The sequence below is a fragment of the Kitasatospora sp. NBC_00039 genome, from assembly GCF_045160625.1.
Lineage (GTDB): Bacteria > Actinomycetota > Actinomycetes > Streptomycetales > Streptomycetaceae > Kitasatospora.
In genome coordinates, this window is the sequence record NZ_CP108289.1 from 4510995 (window position 1) to 4529043 (window position 18049).

14 protein-coding genes are annotated in these 18049 nt (G+C 73.7%); 8 read left to right on the top strand and 6 right to left on the bottom strand.

Annotated features, from left to right (window positions below; translation table 11 throughout):
* Positions 1 to 45 precede the first annotated feature (45 nt).
* The 4 genes from OG286_RS19945 to pdhA all read right to left on the bottom strand — a co-directional run bounded on the left by OG286_RS19945 (position 46) and on the right by pdhA (position 5497).
* Entirely contained in the window at positions 46 to 1689 is a 1644-nt protein-coding gene (locus OG286_RS19945; protein WP_405360626.1) for a globin domain-containing protein, read from the bottom strand.
* Positions 1690 to 1977: 288 nt separating this feature from the next.
* Positions 1978 to 3303: a dihydrolipoamide acetyltransferase family protein gene (locus OG286_RS19950; RefSeq protein WP_405366069.1), complete on the bottom strand. Its 1326-nt coding sequence runs from the start codon at positions 3301 to 3303 to the stop codon at positions 1978 to 1980.
* A gap of 5 nt (positions 3304 to 3308) precedes the next feature.
* Positions 3309 to 4271 carry an alpha-ketoacid dehydrogenase subunit beta gene (locus OG286_RS19955; protein ID WP_396323000.1) on the bottom strand — a complete coding sequence of 321 codons (963 nt, stop codon included), beginning with the start codon at positions 4269 to 4271 and terminating at the stop codon, positions 3309 to 3311.
* 83 nt (positions 4272 to 4354) lie between these two features.
* Entirely contained in the window at positions 4355 to 5497 is a 1143-nt protein-coding gene (gene pdhA / locus OG286_RS19960; RefSeq protein ID WP_396322943.1) for a pyruvate dehydrogenase (acetyl-transferring) E1 component subunit alpha, read from the bottom strand.
* 147 nt (positions 5498 to 5644) lie between these two features.
* On the opposite strand from pdhA, the gene OG286_RS19965 reads away from it, so the two are divergent.
* A complete protein-coding gene (locus OG286_RS19965; RefSeq protein WP_396322944.1) occupies positions 5645 to 6106 on the top strand; it encodes an Lrp/AsnC family transcriptional regulator in 462 nt (153 codons plus the stop codon).
* 6 nt (positions 6107 to 6112) lie between these two features.
* On the opposite strand, the gene OG286_RS19970 is transcribed toward OG286_RS19965, so the two are convergent.
* On the bottom strand, positions 6113 to 6697 hold the full coding sequence (locus OG286_RS19970) for a TetR/AcrR family transcriptional regulator (RefSeq protein ID WP_396322945.1): 585 nt from the start codon (positions 6695 to 6697) through the stop codon (positions 6113 to 6115).
* Between the two features lie 406 nt (positions 6698 to 7103).
* Between OG286_RS19970 and OG286_RS19975 the strand changes: the two genes are divergently transcribed.
* From OG286_RS19975 to OG286_RS19985, 3 genes are all read left to right on the top strand, one after another.
* Entirely contained in the window at positions 7104 to 8372 is a 1269-nt protein-coding gene (locus OG286_RS19975) for a hypothetical protein (RefSeq protein ID WP_396322946.1), read from the top strand.
* A 186-nt stretch (positions 8373 to 8558) separates the two neighbouring features.
* Positions 8559 to 10259 carry a phenylacetic acid degradation protein PaaN gene (gene paaN, locus OG286_RS19980; RefSeq protein ID WP_405365640.1) on the top strand — a complete coding sequence of 567 codons (1701 nt, stop codon included), beginning with the start codon at positions 8559 to 8561 and terminating at the stop codon, positions 10257 to 10259.
* A 134-nt stretch (positions 10260 to 10393) separates the two neighbouring features.
* Positions 10394 to 11923 (top strand): FAD-dependent monooxygenase, encoded by a 1530-nt coding sequence (locus tag OG286_RS19985; protein ID WP_405365641.1) that lies wholly within the window; start codon positions 10394 to 10396, stop codon positions 11921 to 11923.
* 72 nt (positions 11924 to 11995) lie between these two features.
* Here the strand turns inward: OG286_RS19985 and OG286_RS19990 are convergent, their stop codons facing one another.
* Positions 11996 to 12562 (bottom strand): CGNR zinc finger domain-containing protein, encoded by a 567-nt coding sequence (locus OG286_RS19990; RefSeq protein ID WP_405360620.1) that lies wholly within the window; start codon positions 12560 to 12562, stop codon positions 11996 to 11998.
* A gap of 302 nt (positions 12563 to 12864) precedes the next feature.
* Here OG286_RS19990 and OG286_RS19995 point away from each other — a divergent pair, with 302 nt between their 5' ends.
* From OG286_RS19995 to OG286_RS20010, 4 genes are all read left to right on the top strand, one after another.
* Positions 12865 to 15024: a protease pro-enzyme activation domain-containing protein gene (locus OG286_RS19995; RefSeq protein ID WP_396322950.1), complete on the top strand. Its 2160-nt coding sequence runs from the start codon at positions 12865 to 12867 to the stop codon at positions 15022 to 15024.
* 241 nt (positions 15025 to 15265) lie between these two features.
* On the top strand, positions 15266 to 16327 hold the full coding sequence (locus OG286_RS20000) for an XRE family transcriptional regulator (RefSeq protein WP_396322951.1): 1062 nt from the start codon (positions 15266 to 15268) through the stop codon (positions 16325 to 16327).
* Between the two features lie 191 nt (positions 16328 to 16518).
* A complete protein-coding gene (locus tag OG286_RS20005) occupies positions 16519 to 16992 on the top strand; it encodes a VOC family protein (RefSeq protein ID WP_396322952.1) in 474 nt (157 codons plus the stop codon).
* 125 nt (positions 16993 to 17117) lie between these two features.
* A complete protein-coding gene (locus OG286_RS20010) occupies positions 17118 to 18035 on the top strand; it encodes a pyridoxamine 5'-phosphate oxidase family protein (protein ID WP_405360617.1) in 918 nt (305 codons plus the stop codon).
* The last annotated feature ends 14 nt before the right edge of the window (positions 18036 to 18049 follow it).

An 18049-nucleotide genomic window follows, 5' to 3' on the forward strand; every position in this document is an offset into this window, starting at 1 on the left:
CCGGGGCAGGCCCGGCCGGCCCCCGGCCCGGGCCGAGCCCACCGGTCAGCCCGCTGCGAGGTCCCCCACCAGGTCGTGCCGGATCCGGTCCGCCGTCACCCCGGCCCGCAGCAGCACGCCGACCCCGCGCCGGACCATCGCAGCCGGCCCGCTGAGGTACGCCTCGCGGCCGGCCCACGGTCCGAACCGGCCGACCACCTCGGGCAGTTCACCGGCCAGCGCCCCGCTGCCCGAGGCGCCGGGTCCGGACAGCACCGGGCGCACCGAGAGCCACGGGTGGTGCCCGGCCAGCTCGCGCAGCGCCTCCAGCTCGTACAACTCCCCGGCCTGCCGGGCGCCGTAGAAGACCTCCACCGAACGGCCGGCCGCGCCGTGCGCGGCCACCTCCTCCACCAGCGCCCGGATCGGCGCGATACCGGTGCCGCCGCCCAGACAGAGCAGGTCCGCGCCGGCCGCGTGGTCGACGGTCATCGCGCCGGCCGCCGGACCCAGCCGCAGGACGTCCCCGGGCGCGGCCCGGTGGACGAGCGCGTTGCTCACCCAGCCCGCCTGGACGGCCTTCACGTGGAAGGTCAGCAGGCCGTCCGGCCGGGGCGCGGAGGCGAACGAGAAGTGTCGCCAGACCCTCGGCCACCAGGGCGTCTCCAGGCCGGCGTACTGCCCGGCGCGGTACGGATAGGGCTGGTCGGGGCGGACGGTGAGCACCGCGACGTCCCGGGTGCGGAGCTCGTGGGCGACCACCTCGCCCTGCCACCACGGCGGCGAGGTGCGGGCGGCCTCCTCGGCGGCGTCGATCATGATCGAGGAGACCAGCCGGTACACCCGGCGCCAGGCCAGCTCGGTCTCGGCGTCCCAGCGGCTGCCCGCGTACCGGGCCAGCGCCTGCACCAGGCACTCGCCCACCGGGCCGTAGTGGCCGGTCAGCGTCCCGTACCGGCGGTGGCCGCGGCCGAGCGCGCTCAGATAGGTGCGCAGGCCCTCCGGGTCACCGGCGCTGCGGGCGGCCATCAGCAGGGCACGGAAGAGGCGGTCCCGCTGGACGTCCATGGCGGCCGGGAAGAGCGCGCGGATCTCGGGGTGGTGCAGGAAGATCAGCGCGTAGAAGTGCGCGGTGGCCCGGTCGGCGACCGGCTCGACCACCGCCAGGCTGGTCCGGATCAGCTCGATGTCCCGGGCGGTGGGCGGCTGTCCGGCGGCGTTGCGGAGGTCGGGCGCGGGCGCGGCGACCTGCGCCGGGCGGGCGTCACCGAGGGCCTGCAGTGCCCAGGCCCGGCTCATCGGGGTCCCCCCGGCCGGAGGCTGGGGGAGGTCGCCCGGACCGGCCCAGTTGAGGCCGGGCGCGTGGGCGAACAGCGGCTCGACCACGGGGACGGGCGGCCCGGCGGGCGTGGACGGCGCCGGAACGGCGGGCGGCCGGGCCGGCGGGTCGGGGATCGGCAGGGCGGCGGCCACTGGTGCGAGGACGGCGGCCGGCGCCGCCACCGGCGGCAGGTCCGGCGGGTCCAGCGGCATCGGCGGGAGCACCATCGTGGCGTCCGCCCCGACGCCGGGAGCGGCCACCGGCGTGACGGCCGGAGCCGCGACGGCCGGAACGCCGAGCGACGCGAGGTCCGCCACGGGCTCCGGCACGCTGTCCGGCGTGGCGTCGGGCAGGGCGCCCGGCGTGGCGCCGGGTGCGAGCCCCGGCATCCCGGGTACGGCCGCGACGCCCGCCGAACCGTGCCCGCTACGGACCAGAAATGTTCTGCGGGACTTCACCGCAGCGTTTCGAGTACCCAAGAGAATCGTTTCGCCTCCGGCCGGCCTGCGCCACCACCTGGCTTGTCTCTGCTGACGCCCAGGCAGCGTGGCACGCCCGAAGTGCTCATCCGACAAATCGCGCGAAGCCCGGACACCCGCCCTCCGCACGCGCTACTCTCACTCGATCTGCGGTCGCCTTGCGTGGCGGCGCGGCCACGCAAGGCGATCACCCGCAGGTCACAGCTGTCGCAGCAGCATCCCCGGCTGCTCCACGCAGTCCGCCACGAACCGCAGGAAGCCGCCCGCCGTGCCGCCGTCGCAGACCCGGTGGTCGAAGGTGAACGACAGCTGCGTCACCTCGCGCACCGCCAACTCGCCCTGGTGGACCCAGGGTTTGGCGACGATCCGGCCGACGCCGAGCATCGCCGCCTCGGGGTGGTTGAGGATCGGGGTCGAACCGTCCACACCGAACACCCCGTAGTTGTTCAACGTGAACGTCCCGCCGGTGAGTTCGGCCGGCGTCAGCGAGCCGACGCGGGCCGCCTCGGTCAACCGGCCGAGCTCGGAGCCGAGTTGCTCGGTGGAGAGCTGCTGGGCGCCCCGCACCACGGGGACGACCAGGCCGCGCTCGCCCTGCGCGGCGAAGCCCAGGTGCACCGCCGAGTGCCTCAGGATGCCCGAACCATCCTCCGTCACACTGGAGTTGAGCTCAGGGAAGCGCGCCAGCGCGACCGTGCAGATCCGGGCCAGCAGCGCCAGCACGCTCACCTTCGGCCCCGGGGTGGCGTTCAACTGCCGCCGCAGCGCTATCAGTTCGGTGGCGTCCGCGTCGACCCAGCAGGTGGCCGCGGGGATCTCGCGGTGGCTGCGGGTGAGCTTCTCGGCCACCGCCCGGCGCAGTCCGCGCAGCGGGACGACACCGTCCGCGGCCGCCGCCGGGGCCGTGGAGCCCGGCGCGGCGGCCGGAGCGGGCAGTGACTTCGCCGCGGCCGCCCGTTCGACGTCCGCACGCATGATCAGCCCGTCCGGGCCGCTGCCGGTGAGCGCCGCCAGGTCGATCCCGTGCTCCCGCGCCGCCCGCCGCACCAGCGGCGAGATCACCGGCACGACCACCGGAGCCCGGGGAGCCGCCGGGGCCACGGGAGCCGCCGGAGCGGCCACCGCCACGGCAACGGGAGCAGGAGCCGTCGGCACCCCCACCCGCCGCCTGCGGCCGCCCCGGTCCGGCTCGGCGACGCCGTACCCGACCAGCGGCCGCTCCACCTCCGCCGTGACCGGCCGTCCGGCCGCCCCGAGGCCCTCCGCGGGCCCCTCCGCAGGCGCCACCGCGACCGTCACCAGCGGCGCGCCGACCGCCACCTCCTCGCCCGGCTCTCCGTACCGGGCGGTGACCACCCCGCCGTACGGGCAGGGCACCTCGACCACGGCCTTGGCGGTCTCCACCTCCACGACCGGCTGGTCGACCGCGATGACGTCGCCGACCTCGACCATCCAGCGGACCACCTCCGCCCCGGTGAGTCCCTCACCGAGGTCGGGCAGGGTGAACTCGCGCACGACGGGCATCATCCTCAGTCCTCCCACTGCAGCCGGGCGACCGCGTCCAGGATCCGGTCCACCCCGGGCAGGTGGTGGTGCTCCAGCATCGGCGGCGGGTACGGGATGTCGAAGCCGGTGACCCGCAGCACCGGTGCGGCCAGGTGGTGGAAGCAGCGCTCGGTGACCCGGGCGGCGATCTCCGCGCCGGTGCCGCCGAAGCCGCTCGCCTCGTGCACCACGACGGCGCGGCCGAGCGAGCGGACCACCCGGCAGACCGTCTCGTCGTCGAACGGCACCAGGGTCCGCAGGTCCAGCACCGCGAGGTCCCAGCCCTCGGCCTTCGCCGCCTCGGCCGCCTCCAGGCAGACCGGCAGCGAGGGCCCGTAGGTGATCAGCACCGCGGACGTCCCGGTCCGCCGCAGCACCGCCCGGCCGATCGGCTCGACCGGCGCCGACGGGTCGAACCCGGTCTTGCCCCAGTAGAGCCGCTTGGGCTCCAGGAAGACCACCGGGTCGTCGGAGGCGATCGACGCCCGCAGCAGGCCGTACGCGTCGGCCACCGTGGCCGGGGTGACCACGTGCAGGCCGGGGGTGGCGGTGTAGTACGCCTCGGAGGCGTCGCTGTGGTGCTCGACGCCGCCGATCCCGCCGCCGTACGGGATCCGGACGGTGATCGGCAGCGGGAGCTTGCCGGCCGTACGGTTGCGCATCTTGGCGACGTGCGAGAAGAGCTGCTCCAGCGCCGGGTAGGCGAAGGCGTCGAACTGCATCTCCACCACCGGGCGCAGCCCGTACATCGCCATGCCGATCGCGGTGCCGAGGATGCCCGCCTCGGCCAGCGGGGTGTCCAGACAGCGGTCCGGTCCGAACTCGGCGGTCAGCCCGTCGGTGATCCGGAAGACGCCGCCGAGCGCGCCGACGTCTTCGCCGAGCACGTGCACGGACGGGTCCTCGCGCAGGGAGTCGCGCAGCGCCGCGTTGAGCGCCTGCGCCATGGTGGCCGTGCGCGGGGCGTCGGAGGAGTGCCGTGCGGCGGCCCCGCCGAGGGTGGGGGCGGGCGTCGGGTGGGCGGTCTGGTTCATCGGTCGTGCACCTCGGCCTCGGCGGCCAGCTCGGCGGACAACTGGGCGGCCTGCTCCCGCAGTTGCGGGGTGGGCTCGGCGTAGACGTGGGAGAACAGGGCCATCGGGTCCAGCTCGGCGTCGGTGTGGAACTCGGCCCGCATCCGGGCCGCCAGTGCCTCCGCCTCGTCAGCCGCCTCCTGCACCAGGGAGTCGTCCAGGACGCCGAGTCCGCGTAGGTGGCGTTCCATCAGCAGGATCGGGTCGTGCTCCCGCCAGGCGGTCACCTCGGTGTCGTCCCGGTAGCGGGTGGCGTCGTCGGCGTTGGTGTGCGCCTCGATCCGGTAGGTGAGCGCCTCGACCAGGGTCGGGCCGCCGCCGGTCCGGGCCCGCTCGACCGCCTCGGCGAGCACGCTGTGCACCGCGGGCGCGTCGTTGCCGTCCACCAGCCGGCCCGGCATGCCGTAGCCGACGGCCTTGTGGGCCAGGCTCGGCGCGGCCGACTGCGCGGTGAGCGGGACGGAGATCGCGTACCCGTTGTTCTGCACCAGGAAGACGACGGGCGCCCGGAGCACCGCGGCGAAGTTCAGCGCCTCGTGGAAGTCGCCCTCGCTGGTGCCGCCGTCGCCGAGCAGCGCCAGCGCGACCACCGGCTCGCCGGCGAGCCTCGCGGCGTGCGCCAGCCCGACGGCGTGCGGGGCCTGGGTGGCCAGCGGCGTGCAGAGCGGGGCGGTGCGGGTGGCGCGCGGGTCGTAGCCGGTGTGGGCGTTGCCGCGCAGCAGGGTGAGCGCCTCCAGCGGGTCGACCCCGCGGGAGACCACCGCGAGGGTGTCGCGGTAGCTGGGGAAGAGCCAGTCGCGCTCGCCGAGCGCCAGCGCGGCGGCGACCTGGCAGGCCTCCTGGCCGGTGGAGGCCGGGTAGACGGCGAGCCGGCCCTGCTTGGTCAGGGTGGTGGCCTGCTGGTTGTAGCGGCGGCCGACCACCAGGCGGCGGTAGAGCTCGCGCAGCAGCGCGGGGTCGTACTTCTCCAGCTCGGGAGTGCCGAGCACGCGGACCGGCGAGGCGTCCGGGAGCAGGGGCGCCGGGTCGGTGCGCGGGGCGGTCGCCCCGGGCAGCCAGCCGGGCACCGCCGTGTGGTGTCTGTGGTCGAGAACGGTCATCTCGGGCACCTCCAGGGGTGGCGGGGGCTCCCTACCGATTGTTCGGTCGTCTGTTCATCTTGACCAGAAGCGTGACAAGGTGCTGGACAATCGGCCCGGGTGGCGGTCGACTGGTGGCATTGTGTCCAATCAGCAGGGGTGGGGGTCATGTCGACTGAACAGACGTCCAGGCTCGACCGTGTCGACCGGGCGATCCTGAGGCTGCTGCAACAGGACGGTCGCGCCTCGATCCGCTCGGTGGCCGAGCGGGTGCACGTGTCCCGGGCGAATGCGTACGCCCGGATATCCAGGATGGTCGAGGACGGCGTCATCCGCGGCTTCACCGCCCGCGTCGACCACGAAAAGGCAGGTCAGGGCGCATCCGCGTACGTCACCCTGAAGATCGTGCAGAACTCCTGGCGGACGGTCCGCGAGCAGCTGCTGGCGCTGCCCGGGGTCGCGCACATCGCCCTGGTCGGCGGGGACTTCGACGTGCTCCTGCTGGTGCACACCGCCGACAACCACGCGCTGCGGGAGCTGGTGCTGGGCAGCATCCAGTCCATCCCGCAGGTGCTCGGCACCCGCACGATGCTGGTCTTCGAGGAGACGGACCAGGTCCCCCCGGACTGAACCGCCCTACCGGGCCCGCAGCCCGTCGAAGGCCAGGTGCACCACCGCGTCCGCGACGCCGTCGGCCGCCCTGAGGCCCGGCCGGTACCACTCCACGATCGAGTTGATCATGCCGAAGAGCAGCCGGGTGGCCAGCCGCGGCTCGACGTCCGCCCGCAGCGCACCGTCCGCGACGGCCGCCCGTAGCAGCTCGGCGACTTGGTGGTCGAACTCCCGGCGCCGCTCCAGCGCCCACTGCTCGGCGGCCGTGTTGCCGCGCACCCGCAGCAGCAGGGTGACGTACGGCAGCTCCGCCAGCAGCACCTCCGCGGTCCGCCGCACCACGTGCTCCAGCCGCTCCACCGCCGGGCCGCCGACCGCACCCGGCTCGGCGAGGATGCCGAACAACCCGTCCAGCGCCCGCCCGACGGCGAGCCGGAGCAGCTCCTCCTTGCCGCGCACGTGGTGGTAGATCGAGGACTTGGAGATGCCCGCCGCCCGGGACAGGTCCTCCATCGAGGTGCCGTCGTATCCACGCTCGTTGAAGACGTCGACGGTCACCGCGAGCAGCGACTCCACGGTGTAGGCGGTGCGCGTGGTGTGATCGGCCATCCTCCGAGTATCCCCGCCTCCGCTGCGCCGGACGTGATCGGGTCGGGTGGTCCGCACCGGCTCCCGGTTGGTCCGCACCAACTCCGCGGCCGCACGTTCTAGACTCGGCGGACGATCGTCCAAGGCCAGCAGGGTGGGGTCCAGTCTGATGAGCGAGCGCAGCGAGCGAACCATCGAGGGGTGCGCGTTTCGCGAAGCGACCGCCGAGCGCGCGAGGTGGGACGCATGAGCGAGCGCAGCGAGCGAACCATCGAGGGGTGCGCGTTTCGCGAAGCGACCGCCGAGCGCGCGAGGTGGGACGCATGAGCGAGCGCAGCGAGCGAACCGTCGAGAGGTGCGCGTTTCGCGAAGCGACCGCCGAGCGCAGCGACGTGGGACGCATGAGCGAGCGCAGCGAGGTAGGGGCATGAGCGCAATACCGGCAGTCGCCTCCGACGTTCCCGAGCAGCGCAGCGACGAACCGGGATCCGCACCGGAGTCAGGCCTGCGCGAGCGCGCCCGTGCCCTGGCCCTCCGGTTCGGCCCGGCCGTCTGGTGTTACGCCGTGCTCAAGCTGCTCGGCTTCACCGTCTTCATGAAGCTGTTGTCGTTCTCCGGCGACTACCTCAAGAAGCACCCCCGGTTCGGCGGCGGCGCCAACCCCTGGGACGTCCTGGCCAGCTGGGACGGCTGGTGGTACCAGCAGATCGCCCAGTTCGGCTACCACCCGGCCCTGGTCCCGGTCCCCGGCGGCCTCCCCGGCTTCACCATCGAGCAGAACTCGGCGGCCTTCTTCCCGCTCTACCCGGGGCTGATGCGGCTGGTCTCGGACGGCACCGGGCTCGGGCTGTACGGCGCCGGGATGCTGGTCTCGGTGGTGGCCTCGCTGTTCGCCGCCGCCGGCATCTACGCGGTGGTGGACAAGCTGGCCGGTCCGCGGGCCGGCGTGATCGCGGCCGGGCTCTGGGCGATCGCCCCGGGCTCCGGCGCCGAGTGGGCGCTCTACTCCGACTCCCTGTTCGTCGCGCTGGCCGCGTGGGCCTGCTACTGCGTGATGACCAAGCAGTGGATCGCCGCCGGCGTGATCACCCTGGTCGCCGGACTCAACCGGCCGACGTCCGCGGCGCTGATCGGCGCCGTCGGCCTGGCCGCGCTGGTCGAGCTGTACCGGCGGGAGAGCGGCGTCGCCCGCCCGCTGACCGCGATGCTGCTGGCCCCGATCGGCCTGCTCGGCTACGTCGGCTGGGTCGGCTGGCGGACGGACGACTGGGGCGGCTACTTCAAGCTCCAGCACGATGCCTGGCTGCACTACTTCGACTTCGGCCACGGCACCTTCGAGGCGATCCGCGGCGTGCTGCTGGGCCGGTCGGACTACCCGTTCGCCTGGCCGGTGACCGACCTGCTGGCCACCCTGATCGTGGTGACGCTGCCGGTGCTGATCGTGCTGCTGGTCCGGCTCCGCCCGCCGCTGGTGCTGACCGCGTACACCCTGGCCACGATCGTCTCGGTGCTCGGCAGCCTGGGCATCTTCGGCAACACCTCGCGGTACCTGCTGCCGGCGTTCCCGCTGCTCATCGCGCTGGCGGTGGCGATGCGCAAGCTCAGCTGGCCGGTGCTGGCCGCGGTGCTCGGCACCGGCGCGCTCGCCTCCGGCTGGTACGGCGGGTATGTGATCTTCGAGCTGGGCATTCCGTAGGCCGCGGGCCGAAGACTCCTGCGGGGGCGCGTCCACTCCGGACGCGCCCCCGTCTGCGTCCGGCAGCCGGTCCGCGCCGAGATCGGGCCGCGCCTGCGAACTCCGGTCAGACGGACCCTCTTGAGCCGACCGATCGTTCGGTTACTCTGTGACGTGTCCCGTCCTCCCCTCTGAGGAGCGCACACCATGTCCGCAGCGGTCACCCACCCCCTCGTCGCCGAGCTCGCCGAACGCCACCAGGCCACCCTGGACGCCGCGCTCGCCGCCGCCGCGAAGCGCGACTACTGGTCGCCCTACCCCGAGTTCCCGAAGGCCTACGGCGAGAGCGGGGCAGCGGACGGCAAGGCCGCCTTCGAGGCCCTGCTGAACAACCCGTTCGCCCTCGATCAGCACCCCGCCGACGGCGACCTGGTCGGCGGCGAGGCCTCCCCGTACGGCGTCGAGCTGGGTATCGGCTACCCGCACGCCGAGCCGGACGCGCTGATCGCCGCGCTGACCGCCGCCCGGCCCGGCTGGGCCGCCGCCACCCCGCTCGACCGCGCCGTCGTCTGCCTGGAGATCCTGGCCCGGATCAACGCCCGCTCGCACGAGTTCGCACACGCGGTGATGCACACCACGGGCCAGGCGTACGGCATGGCCTTCCAGGCCGGCGGCCCGCACGCCCAGGACCGCGGCCTGGAGGCGGTCGCCTACGCGTACGCCGAGCAGACCCGGCTGCCGCGGCAGGCCGGCTGGTCCAAGCCGCAGGGCAAGCGCGACCCGCTGGTCATGACCAAGGAGTTCACCGTCGTCCCGCGCGGTCTCGCGCTGCTGATCGGCTGCAACACCTTCCCCACCTGGAACGGCTTCCCCGGCCTGTTCGCCTCGCTGGCCACCGGCAACCCGGTGCTGGTCAAGCCGCACCCGCGCGCCATGCTGCCGCTCGCCCTGACCGTGAAGATCGCCCGCGAGGTGCTCGCCGAGGCCGGGTTCGACCCCAACCTGGTCTGCCTGGCCGCCGAGCACGAGGGCGGCACCGTCGCCCAGACGCTCGCCGTCCGCCCCGAGATCAGGCTGATCGACTACACCGGCTCCACCGCCTTCGGCGACTGGCTGGAGGAGAACGCCCGGCAGGCCGAGGTCTACACCGAGAAGGCCGGCGTCAACACCGTCGTCGTCGACTCCACCGACGACTACCGGGGCATGCTGAACAACCTGGCCTTCTCGCTCTCGCTCTACAGCGGCCAGATGTGCACCACCCCGCAGAACCTGCTGATCCCGCGCACCGGCATCGACACCGACCAGGGCGCCAAGTCCTACGACGAGGTGGTGACCGACCTCGCCGCCGCCATCGAGGGCCTGCTCTCCGACGACGCCCGCGCCGCCGCCCTCCTCGGCGCCGTGGTCAACCCCGGTGTGCTCCAGCGCACGGTCGCCGCGGCCGGCGGCGAGTACGGCGAACTCGCCCTCGCCCCGCGGGTGGTGACCTCGCCCGAGTTCCCGGCCGCGACCGTCCGCACCCCGGCGCTGATCAAGCTGGACGCCGACAAGCCGGACGACCGGGCGGTCTTCCGGAGCGAGTGCTTCGGCCCGGTCTCCTTCGCCGTCGCGGTCGAATCCACCTCCGCCGCGGTGGAGTTGATGCGCGACACGGTCCGCACCCAGGGGGCGATGACCGCCTCCGGCTACACCACCTCGCCCGAGGTGGAGTCTGCCCTGGTCGAGGCCGCGCTCGACTCCGGCGTCTCGCTCTCGCTCAACCTCACCGGCGGCGTGTACGCCAACCAGACCGCCGCCTTCTCCGACCTGCACGGCACCGGCGCCAACCCGGCCGCCAACTCCGCCTACTGCGACGGCGCGTTCGTCGCCAACCGGTTCCGCACCGTGGAGGTCCGGCGCCACAGCTGAGTCACCTCCTCCGGGCCCCGGCGGCACGACGCCGGGGCCCGGAGATTCACAGCCCCACCCCGGGCAGCGATGATGGAGCCGGGAGAACGCCGCCGACCGCGGCCGACCATCGTCCGATCACGGGGAGCTGACACATGACAGCCAAGCAGACCGTCACCGACGTCCTGATCGTCGGCGCCGGACCGACCGGGCTGCTGCTGGCCGGGGACCTGGCCACCGCCGGCGTCCGGGTCACCGTCCTGGAGAAGCGCGGCAGCGAATCGAACCTCACCCGGGCCTTCGCCGTGCACGCCCGCACCCTCGAAATGCTGGACGCCCGCGGCCTGGCCGACGAGCTGATCGCCACCGGCGTCCCGCTCGGCTCGCTGCGGCTCTTCGACCGGCTCCGGGTCGACCTCGGCAGCCTGCCGACCCGGTTCCCGTTCGTCCTGATCACCCCGCAGTCGAACACCGAACGGCTGCTCCAGGAGCGCGCGCTGAAGGCCGGCGCGACCATCCTGCGCGGCGCCGAGGTCACCGGGCTGCGCCAGGACGCCGAGGGCGTCACGATCGAAACGCTCCCCCACCCTCCGGGCGGGGAGACCCCCATGGACGGCGCCACCGTCACCCACCGGGCCCGCTACGCCGTCGGCACCGACGGCGTCCACTCCACCGTCCGCGACCTGCTCGGCATCCCCTTCCCCGGCGAGTCCGTGGTCAACTCCGTGGTGCTGGCCGACGTCCGGCTGGAGCGCGCCCCCGACGAGGTGATCACCGTCGGCGCCACCGAGGACGGCTTCGCCTTCCTGGCCCCGTTCGGTGACGGCTGGTACCGGGTGATCGCCTGGGACCGGCACGACCAGCACCCCGACGGCACCCCGCCCTCGCTCGACCGGATCGCCGAGATCACCCGCGGCACCCTCGGCGAGGACTACGGCCTGCACGACGCCCGGTGGTCGTCCACCTTCCACAGCGACGAGCGTCAGGCCCCCAACTACCGCTCCGGCCGGGTCTTCCTGGCCGGCGACGCCGCCCACTGCCACTCCCCGGCCGGCGGCCAGGGCATGAACACCGGCCTCCAGGACGCCGCCAACCTCTCCTGGAAGCTCACCGCCGCCGTCCGGGGCTGGGCCACCGACGCCCTGCTCGACACCTACCAGACCGAGCGGCACCCGGTCGGCAAGATGGTGCTGCGCAGCTCCGGCGCACTGGTCAGGCTCGCCCTCGCCCACTCCGCGCCCACCCGCGCCCTGCGCGGCGCCCTCACCACCGTCGCCGAGCACCTCGACCTGGTGGCCGAGCGCGGCGCGAAGATGGTCTCCGGCATCGGCATCAAGTACGCCGCTCCCAAGGACGCCCACCCGTTGGTCGGCCGGCGCGTCCCGGACCTTCGGCTCACCGGCCTGGAGCAGCCCCAGGAGGGCGGGCCGACCGCGCCCGAACGGCTCTACGAGGCGCTCCGCGCGGGGAAGTTCGTGCTGGTCAGCAATGACGAACTGTCCGCCGCTGCCCCGTGGGCGGACCGCGTGGTCACCGCCGCCCCGGCCGACCCGCACGGCAAGCTGCGGGACACCGTCCTGCTGATCCGCCCCGACGGCTACGCCGCCTGGGCCGCCGTCGACCCGGGCCGCGGCGAGCTCCGCACCGCCCTCGCCCAGTGGCTCGGCGCCCCCGCCGACGCCTGACCCCCGCCCCGCGGGCGTAAGGGCGCCCCCGCCCCTACGCCCGCACCCGGGCCACGCGTCCTCCCGGCCTTCTCAGGCCTTCACCTTCTCGTAGTGCCGCGCCGCCTTCGCCCGGTTCCCGCACACCGCCATCGAGCACCACCGCCGCCGCCCGTTCTGCGACGTGTCGAAGAAGTGCAGGATGCAGGCCTCGTGCGCGCACTTCTTGATCCGGTGCGCCCCCTGGCCGAGCAGGCCGAGCAGGTCGTCCGCCGCCAGCCAGGCCGCCAGCCACTCCGGGCGGTCCGCCTCGGCGCTCTCGGCCGGCCCCTGCGGCCCGAGCTCCCGCCGCAGCCGCCCGTGCCGCAGCACCTCGTTCAGCCCGGCCACCGCCTCCGCCCCCGGCGCACCGTGTTCGTCGAGGTCGCGGACGACCGCCGCCAGCGCCTCCCGCGCCTCCCGCAGGGCGGCGAGCCCCGCGTCCCCGGCCGGGCAGCGCGCGGCGAGGCCGGCGGAGGCGAGCCAGATCCCGAGGCCCTCCGGTCCGGCCAGCAGGTCGTTGACCGGCGTGCCCGTCCAGCGGGTGTTCAGCAGGTCCAGCGAGAGCGGCTCGCCGATCAGCGGGCGCGGGTCCCGCGGGTCTGCCTTCCGGTCCGTCATCGGTTCTCCCTCGGTCGCGCCCGATACCCGATTCTACGTCCGGCCCGGTCTGTCCCGAATTCGTCCGGCCGGAATCGGTCCGGTCGGAATCAGGGATCCGATCGGGGGTCGAACCGGAATTCCCGCCATTAACTGTATGGAGCCGTCTCCATTCGGTTCTCCACAGTTGACTGTTTTTTAGCAACGGATTGCTTGACCATAAGCCAATTGCCGGACCCCTTCTGACATGTTCTAGCCAGCGTCTCACCCCAGCGACGCCCTGGCCCCTGCCGGCCCCCACACGCCGGCCAGAGGAGGATTCCGTGCGCCCCCGCTCCCTTGCCCTCGCCGCGGCCCTTGCCGTTCTGCCGCTGACCGCCGTCTCGCTCGGCGTCACCGCCGCGCAGGCTGCCCCCAACCCCAACGCCTCCGCGCCCCGCGTCTCGCTGCCGAACACCGTGACCCCCGCGGTGGCCCGTTCGGAGAAGAAGGGCGACGTCCCCGCCGACCAGCAGCTCACCGTCGCGATCAGCCTCAAGCTGCGCAACACCGCCGAGCTGGACCGCTTCCTCACCGCGGTGGCCACCCCGGGCACGCCCGAGTACGGCCGGTTCCTGACGCCGCAGCAGTTCACCGAGCGCTTCGGCCCGACCCAGGCCGGCGTCGAGCAGGTCAAGTCGTACCTGGCCGCCCAGGGCCTGACCGTCTCGGGAGTCAGCGACAACCGCCAGGTGGTCAACGCGCACGGCACCGCCGAGCAGATCGCCAAGGCGTTCGGCACGCACGAGAGCGCCTACCTGGACCCGCAGCAGCAGCGCACCTTCTTCGCCAACGACGCGGCCGCGTCCGTCCCGGCGGACCTGGCCGACGTGGTGCAGGGCATATCCGGCCTGAACAACCACACCGTCCGGACGACCCGCAACGTCAAGCCCTCCAGCACGCCGGCCGCCCCCAACGCGACCACCGCCGCCCCGAGCGGCTTCGGCCCGGGCCAGTACGACGGCGCCTACAACCTCGACAAGACCGGCGCCGACGGCACCGGAGTGACCGTCGCCCTCTGGGAGTTCGACGGCTACAGCGCCAACAACCTGAAGACGTACGACTCCCAGTACGGTCTGACCGGCCCGGCCGTCTCCACGGTCTCGGTGGACGGCGCCAACTACGACAGCAAGCCCGGCGAGGGCCAGGGCGAGGTCGAGCTGGACAGCGAGATCGTCCGCGGTGTCGCCCCCAAGGCGACCCAGCTCGTCTACGAGGCGCCCAACAGCGACCAGGGCGAGATCGACATGGCCGCCAAGATCGTCGCGGACAACCGGGTCTCGGTCATCTCCATCTCGTGGGGCTCCTGCGAGCCGGACACCACCGCCTCCTCGATGACGGCGGTCGACAACTCGTTCAAGCAGGCCGCCGCCCAGGGCATCTCGATCTTCTCGGCCTCCGGCGACGACGGCTCCCGCGACTGCACCCGCTCCACCAGCGGCTCCTCCGTCAAGGCGGTCGACTTCCCGGCATCCAGCCCGCACCAGACCGGTGTCGGCGGCACCAACCTCAAGGTCTCCGGCAGCGCCTACTCCTCCGAGAGCGCCTGGAGCACGGCCGGCGGCGGCGTCTCCACCGTCTTCCCCAAGCCGAGCTGGCAGACCGGCACGGGCGTGACCGGCACCATGCGCACCGTCCCGGACGTCTCCTCCAACGCCGACCCGGCCAGCGGGTTCGCGATCTACACCGCCGGCGGCTGGCAGGTGTACGGCGGCACCAGCGCGGCCGCGCCGCTCTGGTCCGGCTACGCCGCCCAGTTCAACCAGAAGGCCAAGGCCGCCGGTCAGCCCGTCCTCGGCGAGGCGAGCCCGAAGCTGTACGCGGTCGCCAACAGCAGCAGCTACGGCACGACGTTCCACGACGTGACCACCGGCAAGAACCAGGACTTCTCCACCAAGGCCGGGTACGACCAGGTCACCGGCTGGGGCAGCCCGATCGCGGACGCCCTGAACACCGCGCTGCTCGGCACCACCCCGCCCCCGTCCGGCGGCTGCACCGCGACCCAGCTGATCGGCAACGGCGGCTTCGAGACCGGCACCGCCGCGCCGTGGACGGCGTCCAGCGGCGTGGTCGACAGCAGCACCGGTGAGGCCGCTCACTCCGGTTCCTGGAAGGCCTGGCTGGACGGCTACGGCAGCTCCCACACCGACACCCTGTCGCAGACCGTCTCGATCCCGGCCGGCTGCAAGGCCACCCTCTCGTTCTGGGTGCACATCGACACCGCCGAGACCGGCACCACCGCGTACGACAAGCTGACCGTCCAGGCCGGCTCGACCACGCTGACCACCCTGTCGAACGCCAACGCGGCCGCGGGCTTCGTCCAGAAGTCCTTCGACCTCTCGGCCTTCGCCGGCCAGACGGTGACGGTCAAGTTCACCGGCACCGAGGACACCTCGCTGAAGACCAGCTTCGTCCTGGACGACGCCGCCCTCAGCGTCTCCTGACCAGTCTCGCCCCCACCCCGTCGGGGCGGTCCGCACCTGGACCGCCCCGGCGGTGTGTTTCCGCACTGTTTCGAGATCGCTAACCTTGCTGTCGAACACCCGTGACTACTGTCATACGCACGACTGATGACGTAGCCTCTCGACCGTGCATAGGGTTCCCCACAGCTCGGTGAAGCCGCTGACGGCGCGCCTAGGCGCCGGACCGGCCGCGCCGAACCCGCCTGCTGGGGAAGGTAACCGTATGGGCTCACAACACCCCCAGGACGCCCGGCTCCGGCTGGTCGGCCCGCGCCCCGGCGCGCCCGCACCCGCCGCCACGCCGATCCCGCCCTCCGCCGCAGCACCCACGACCGCAGCGCCCGCGACCCCGGCGCCCCCGACCGCAGCGCCGGCCCCCGGCCGCCCCGCGCCCGCCGGGGGCTTCGCCGACGCCCTGAACCTGGCGATCGAGGCCAGCGGCCTGAGCCTGGACCGGATCCGCGCCGCCCTCGCCCAACGCGGTGTCAGGGTCAGCGTCACCACGCTGAGTTACTGGCGGCGCGGCCGCAGCCAGCCCGAGCGGGCCAGCTCACTGCGCGCCGTCCACCTGCTGGAGGAGCTGCTCGGCCTGCCGCACTCCACCCTCTCCGCGCTGCTCGGCCCGCCCCGTCCGCGCGGGCGCTGGGCCGCCGCCGCGAACACGGCGCACCTGCGGCTGGAGGACGTCTGGCCGGGCGAGCAGGAGATCGCCGACGTCTTCACCGAGCTGAACGCCCCGCCGGTCGGCGAACTGGAGCGGCTCTCCATCCACGACTCGTACTACGTCGACTCCGAGCGCCGCGGCAACCTGCTGCGGATGCGCCAGGTCGTCCGCGCCACCGTCGGCGGGGTGGCCCGCTGCCTGGTCGTGCACAAGGCCGACGAGGAGGCCACCGGCTGCCCCGAGATCACCTCGGTCCGGCACGGCCGGCTGGGCAGGGTCCGCCGCCGCCCGGAGGTCGGCCTGGTGGTCGGCGAGCTGATGCTCGACCGGCCGCTCGCGCTGGGTGACAGCACGGTCTTCGAGTACGAGGTGGAGATCCCGCCCGGCGGCCCGACACTGGAGTACAGCCGCCGCTTCGCCATCCCGGTCCGCGAGTACGTGCTCCAGGTGCACTTCGACCCGGCGGCCGTCCCGGTCCACTGCGAGCGCTACGACCGCGCCCCGGGCGAGGACGTCGACCGCCGCCGCGAGCAGCTCTGGATCGGCGCCTCCGCCAGCGCCCACGTGCTCGCCCCCGACCAGCAGCCGGGCCACGTCGGCATCCGCTGGGAGTGGGAGTAGCCCACCGCGCACCGCGCGACCGGCCTCCGCTCCGCCATCTTACTCATTTGTCATGACACCGCCACCCCCTTGCCCACCTAACCCCCTCGCGCGCGAGTACTGGTTGACGCCCCACTGCCTAACCACTAACGTCTATGGCAACAGTTAGACATTGGCGTCCGCGGACGTCCCAGCCACGGGAGTGACCAGCCATGTCCAGCACCACCCTCAGCAGCACCACCCTGCAGACCGGTCACGTGGGCCTGAACGTCACCGACCTGGACCGCTCGATCGCCTTCTACCGGCGCACCCTCGGCCTGGAGCTGATCAACGAGGGCACCGACCCGGACCGCCGCTTCGCCTTCCTGGGCCGCGACGGCCGGCTGCTGATCACGCTCTGGCAGCAGAGCACCGGCACCTTCGCCACCGCCGCTCCCGGCCTCCACCACCTCTCGTTCCAGGTCGACTCGCTGGACGAGGTCCGCGCCGCCGAGCAGGTGCTGCGCGAGCTGGGCGCCGAGTTCGCCCACGAGGGCGTCGTCCCGCACGGCGAGGGCGCGGCCTCCGGCGGGATCTTCTTCACCGACCCGGACGGCATCCGGCTGGAGATCTACACCCCGAAGGGCGTGGACGAGACCGGGGCCGCCGCCCCCGCCGGCTCCGCCCCGACCTGCGGCTTCTTCTAGATCGCGCGGACCGGCGGCTTCTCCCGGACCCGTCCGTACCTGCGGCTCCGTCCGGACCCGTCCGGGCCAGCGGCTTCTCCCGGGTCCGGACGGACCTACCACCCCGCCAGGACAGGAGGCACGCCATGACCGGCAGTACGCCCTACCACCCGGGCGAGCGCGCGGTGCAGGCCCGGGCCGGCCGCAGCGACCGGGCCGACCACTCGGGCCGCGCGATCGGCAGCACCATCCCGGCCGTGGCCGCCCGCTTCCTGGCCGAGCGGCAGCTCCTGGTGGTCGGCGCCGCCGACGCCGACGGCCGGCTCTGGGCCACCCAGCTCACCGGCGGGCCCGGCTTCCTGCGGGCCCGCGACGACCGGACCCTCACGGTGGCGGCCCGTCCCGCCGCCGACGACCCGCTGGCCGCCGCACTGGCCGGGCCGGCCGAGGTCGGCACCATCGCGCTGGATCCGGCCGGCCGGCGCCGGATGCGGCTCAACGGCCGCTCCGTGCCGGACGGCCGGGGCGGCCTGGTGGTCACCGCCGACCAGGTCTACGCCAACTGCCCGAAGTACATCCAGCGACGCAGCCCGCTGGCGCAGCCGGCCGCCGGGACCCCGCACGCGGTGGCCGCCGGGCCGGTCCTCTCCACCGTCCAGCAGCTGGCCGTGGCCACCGCCGACACCTTCTTCGTCGCCACCGCCGGCCCGGACGGCCGGGTGGACGCCTCGCACCGGGGCGGCAACCCCGGCTTCCTCAGGGTGCTCGGACCGGACCGGCTGCGCTGGCCCGAGTACGCCGGCAACAGCATGTTCATGACCCTCGGCAACCTGGAACTCGACCCGCGCGCCGGCGTACTGCTGCCGGACTTCGAGACCGGCGGGGCACTGCTGATCACCGGCGAGGCCCGGACCGACTGGTCCGAGCAGGCCGCGGCCGGCCTGCCCGGCGCCGAGCGGGTGGTCGACCTCACCGTCACCGGCGTCCTCGAACTGGCCGATGCCACCCCGCTGACCTGGACCGATCCCGAGTACTCACCCGCCAACCCGCCGACCGCCGCCTGACCGCGCGTCGCACG